Genomic DNA, 5,731 nt, shown 5'->3' with positions numbered 1-5,731 from the left:
AAGGCCATTTGGATAACCGGGAAACACGAGTTGATACGGACTCGTCCGAACCTAAAGGGATTATTGCCTTAGGGCAACTGACCTTGAATACCGTTGGCTTGAATAATCAACAAGGTTATCTCATCAGCCAACAAAATCAAACACTCAATATTGGTTCACTGAATAATGTAAAAGGTATTATATCCGGTTTATCTGCTCAAACGCTTCATGTCCTGCAAAATATCACGAATAAAGCAGGCCGTATCAGTGCTTATAATAGCCGGATTAGTGCACACATTCTTGATAACCAAGCGGGTATCTTATCCGCAGCAGATCGATTAGCCGTTACCGTTGCGGATACGCTGACTAATCGTGAATCGGGCAAACTCAACAGTAATGGAGAGATGACAATCTCTGCCAAACACCTTGACAATGCGCAGGGCGATATTCGTTCCACCCACTCTAACCTCTCTATCACAAGCTTAGGCGGTATTCACAACGTTAAAGGCCATATCGGTGCAGAGCGAGCTTTAACGGTCAGAGGGGGAGGAATTGATAATACTGCCGGTCAATTTTATGCCAATCAGTCAGGCCTAGTTCTCGATGCCGGTCGGAACGCAATACATAACCGGGACGGGGAAGTGATTTCTCATCATACTTTGACTTTGAACAGCCGAGAGTTAAATAACCAAAATGGGCTGGTATATAGTCAGACGCATAGCCAATTAGACGTGGCACAACACATTGATAATACCCGAAATGGCGATATGACCAGTATCGGCGGTTTAACGATTAAGACGACCCAATTAGATAACAGACAGGGGGTGATTCAAGCCGGACGAGAATTAAACATTACCGCACGCAATGAGTTGAATAATCAGCGTATTGATAATACCGGTTCTCGCATTGAATCAATGGATGCACTCACCCTCTCGGCTTATCGTGTTAATAACCAAGACACGGCAACAGGCGGGCAAAACACATCGCAGGGGATTATCGGCAAGCGTTTGACGTTCAATGTCGATAAAGTCAATAACCAACAAGGGCTAATCCACAGCAACACGATTGCCTATCTTAATCTTGCACAGGACTTAAATAACCAACAAGGTCGTATTACCAGTTTTGGTCGGGCGGATTTGCTTGGTCGTGATTTGGTGATTAATAACCAAAACGGGTATTTAGGGGCAAACCAACAATTTACCGTCAACAGCCATTATCTCAGTAGCGACGGTCATATTGAAGCGGATAATGTCGATTTACAGCTTCAATCGGATTTTAACAGCCAGAATAATATCCACGCCCGTTTAAATCTGACCCTGAATACGACGGGTAATATCGTTAACCAACATCAGCTTTATGCGGACAACCGGGTAACACTTAATGCCCAACATATCACCAATGAGGGGGAAATCAGTGGGGCGGCTACACAGATTACCGCTCAACAGAGTTTAACGAATCGCGGGTTAATTAACAGTATTGCGGGGGATGGCCAATCACATACCGTGGTGAAAGCCAATCAGCTACTTAATGTTGCAGGCGGGCGAATTTACGGGGACTATATCTCACTTCAAGCAGACTTATTGCAAAATCACGGTGATGAAGAGAATAAGATTGTCCCTGTGATTGCCGCCCGTGCCGGGTTGGATATCGGTGTCAGACAACTCGAAAATAACAGCCCGTATTTAGGGCTGAATGCACAGGGTTCACTGATTTATAGTGAGGGTTATCTGCATCTCGGCAGACAATTAGACAGCCAAAATAAAGCGTACGGTAATGCCGACACGCTGTTTAATAATGCGAGTACATTGGAGTCGCTCGGGAATATGCGACTTAATGCCGATCGTATTTTTAATGAAAACCCGCACTTTAAAGCCCATCACGTGGTTAGCGGCCAAGCACCGGATGAGATCACCTATGTTGACCAAACCAAGGTGAATGAAACCTATATTATCGCTAAAGGCAAAGAGAGTGCCCCGCTTGATTATATCAAGAATGATCTGGGCGATGAAAAGGGATTGACCTCTCGGGGAGAGTGGCTGGATACCCGTGATATGCATTGGGGGAGCTTTAGTCGGGCGGGGCAATGGGAATACAAAAGTATTCAACATTTACCGATGGTGGAAATTAAAAAAGATACGGTGATTACCGATAAGATGGCCTTAGCCGATCCTTACGAATTTGACTGTAATGGAAATGACGCGTGTACACCGATTGCCGCCGGGATGTATCAGAAAGACAGCGCTATTTGGGCATACTTAAACATTAAAAATACGCTGACAAGTGATCCGCCGACATTCCCGATGTTAGACCAAAGTTGGTTTACCCAGGTACAGGATAAAGCGGATCCGTCCGATACCGTGGATGTGTTAGTCATTCCGTCTGAACCGACCGAGCCGCAACAACCGGTAAGAGGGCGTGCGTCTGAGGCGGAGTTTAATGCGCAGATGCAACAATATCAACGAGACTATGCACAATATTTAAAAGCCAAAGCGAGACGGGAATATTACGAGAATGTTGTTGTACCGTATGAAAAATGGTTGAATGATAATGAGCAGGTTTTGGACGATCTCAAGAAAGGTATTCATCAGCATAACAGCAAATTATCACGAAAAGAAGATAGAGACTTTTTCCGTCGCTACTGGGAATTGACGATTAACAACCGTCGGGAAGATGAAAGTAAAGTGATTGATTCCCAACCGGGGCAAATCCTTGCCGGTCAGGATCTGACCTTTAACAGCCAAGCCTTTTTCAACAACAGCAGTTTTGTGATTGCTGGCGATACTTTGGCGTTGAAAGATCAGGTTATCAACAATGATCAAGAAGGTTTACACCGTATTACCGAAACCGGTAGCAAGAAATACAGCTATTCAAAATGGCGAGGAGGCTTTAAACGTTACCATCAGCGTCGAAATGAAGCACAGGGACCTTATAAACGGGAACTGGAGACCCCGTTCTATATGGGCATAACCCGTTTGGAAGATGTCAGTACGATTCCGTCTCAAGTAGAAAGTGATCATCGTAACCCAACCGGTCATTTGTTGAATACCCAACGGGTGAATGAAGCAATGCTCTCTTTACCGAAGACACACACTGAAATGGATTTAGGGCAGGTCGGCTTAACTGACCGGGCAAATACACAAGCCCTCGGTTATCACCCACCTTATTCACCGGATTTAAAATCACCGCTTAACAAATACGTTAAGCGTATCAAAAACCAAAAGCAGGAGGCCGCATTATCCGCACCGCAACATAGCCCGCTCACTGTCGGATTAGGTTTACAGACCTTTGAGGGCTCTATGAAGGAAACGGCTACCGAACTTAAAGACAGCCCGGCCGGCCGCCATCAATCGGCATTGTCAGCCCCTGAAATGCGCAATATGTTGCGGGTCACCGTTGATAAAACCGGCAGTACGGAGATTCGGACAATTGATCCGAATACACACTTACCGGTTTCGGCATTTTATAAAATTAATCCTGATGTCAATACGGCTGCCTTAGTGGAAACCGATCCGCAATTTGCCAGCCGTAGAGACTGGCTAAGCAGTGATTATATGTTTAATGCGTTGAGCGCCGATCCGAATTTGGCCCAAAAACGGTTAGGCGATGCGGCTTACGAACATAAACTGATTAGGGAGCAAATTAACCGCTTAACCGGCAGACAGTTTTTAGGCCATTTCCGTGATTTTGACCAACAATATAAAGCGTTGATGAATGCGGGGATCACCTTTGCGAAACAGTTTAACCTTCGCCCGGGGATCCGGTTAAGCGAAGCGCAGGTTGCGCTGCTTACCAGTGATATCGTGTGGTTGGAAAACCGACAAGTGAGATTGCCAAACGGGGAATATCAAACTGTCCGAGTCCCGAGAGTCTATACCGTCTCGAAAAAAGGCGATGTCACCGGCAACGGCAGTTTTTTAGGCGGGCAAAACACCACCCACAGCGGGGGTGAACTGCATAATCGCGGCGGCACAATCTTTGGGGCAGACACACTGACATTGGATAGCCATTATGTTGAAAACCGAGGCAAGTTGAGCGGTAATATCTTAAAAGGCAACATCAAAGGGGATATGGATAATATCGGCGGTATGATTGAAGCGGATAAAGCGATTTTGCTGGATATTACAGGCAACCTGACCCACAAAAGTACCTCCCATACCAGTAAAGTACGGCTTGACGGTTATTCGAGAGAAGAAACCAATATAGGACGCGCCGCTACTTTCCTCGTTAAAGACAGTGACGGTATTTTATCGGTAGTCGCCCACAATATCACGTCAACAGGGGCACGGTTTATCAATCAAGGTCGGGGAGATACGCTAGTCCGGGCAAGAGAAAAATTAATTTTTGATAATTTAGAGGTCGGTTTTAAAGAGCAGTTAGGCAGTGGCAATCACGTCCGTAAAGAAACATTGGAAACGGAAGCCGTGAATATTGTACGGGGTAACGGCAATGTGACGGTGAAAGGTAAAGATGCGGCAGTGTATGGCGGTGAGTTTAGTGCAAAATCAGCCTTAGAGTTATTAGCCGAAAATGATTTAGTGCTTGGCACGGCAAAAACCAAATCCACATTGGAAGAATCCCATTATTCAACCAGCGGCAGCGGCTTCTCAAGTAAAACCCATACCAGTTGGGATAAAAGCCGGCATAAGGTACACCACGGGGTGGAATTGGAGGGCGGAAGTATCCTTGTTTCTGCCGGCAATTACCTATCCGGTCAAAGTGTGATTACCGTTTCGAAAGAAGCCGATGCGGTATTTTATGGCGGTAAGGGCATCAATATTACCTCGGCGGTGAATGAGCATTTTAGAGAGAACCGGGAGACGACCACCCGTAAAGGCGTGTTAACCGGTAAAGGGAAACTCGGGATAACCTTTGGTAAACGCACAGAGGAGCAATACGGGCAGGAAGAAGTGCACAGCGAAAGCGATGCACGGGGAATGATGGGTGCTGAGAAAGGGGATATCCGCTTTATCTCCAAAGGCGAAGTTAATGTTCACAATGTTGATTTTATAACCGACCCTAAGAAAAAAGTTCGGGTAGAGGGCACTAAGCTCTCCATTACATCGGGCAAAGATGTCTTGGTGTCATCGGAAGGTTATGCGATAGAAGAGTCGGGGCTGACACTTTCCTTTTCAAGCCCGGTGACCGATGCGGTGCAGTCGGGCTATGAAGCGATGCAACAAGCCAAACGGGCGAAGAATCCGAAGCTGGCAGGCTTATTTAAGTTGAAAGCGGCCCAAGAAGCCATCAAAGCGGCTCAAAATGCCGGTAAAGTGGCAAAGACATTGGGGAGTATGGGCGATAAGTTAGAGCGTAATGGTGAAGCGGCGGCTAATCCGGCGGTGAAAGTGTCGCTGGGGATAGGCGGTCAAAGCCAAAGTTTCCATAGCGATACAAAACAGGTACGACACCACAAGAACACCATCAGTTCGGGGACGGTGGAGCTGGTTGCGACAGAGGATAAGGTGTATTTTGAAGGGGATATGGATGCGGACAAATTGCATCTTTCCGCACCAAAAGGGATAGAGATTAAAGGGGTGAAAGACAGCCACGATAATCAAACGAAAGAGAAAAGCGCCGGCGGGAATGTGGGCGTGTTTGTCGGGTTCAACGGAAACAGTTACGGCATCGGGTTAGAAGCGGGGGTGAATGTCGGTCGGGGTAAATCGAACAGCAGCAGTAACACTTATCAAAACAGCGTTATCAATGTGAATAAGCTGGAAACCTTTAGTGAAGAGGGCGCGTTGGTTTTAGA

General features: G+C 46.5%; 1 protein-coding gene. It reads left to right on the top strand.

The features are described from left to right. Positions 1-5,731, top strand: a 5,731-nt coding sequence (locus E4T80_RS12275) for a hemagglutinin repeat-containing protein (protein WP_194188940.1), incomplete at both ends; no start/stop codon positions are given.

It is taken from the genome of Muribacter muris (genome assembly GCF_004569585.1).
GTDB lineage: Bacteria > Pseudomonadota > Gammaproteobacteria > Enterobacterales > Pasteurellaceae > Muribacter > Muribacter muris.
Note: the sequence above shows the minus strand (reverse complement) of the source record. Positions and strands in the feature narration are given on the sequence as shown.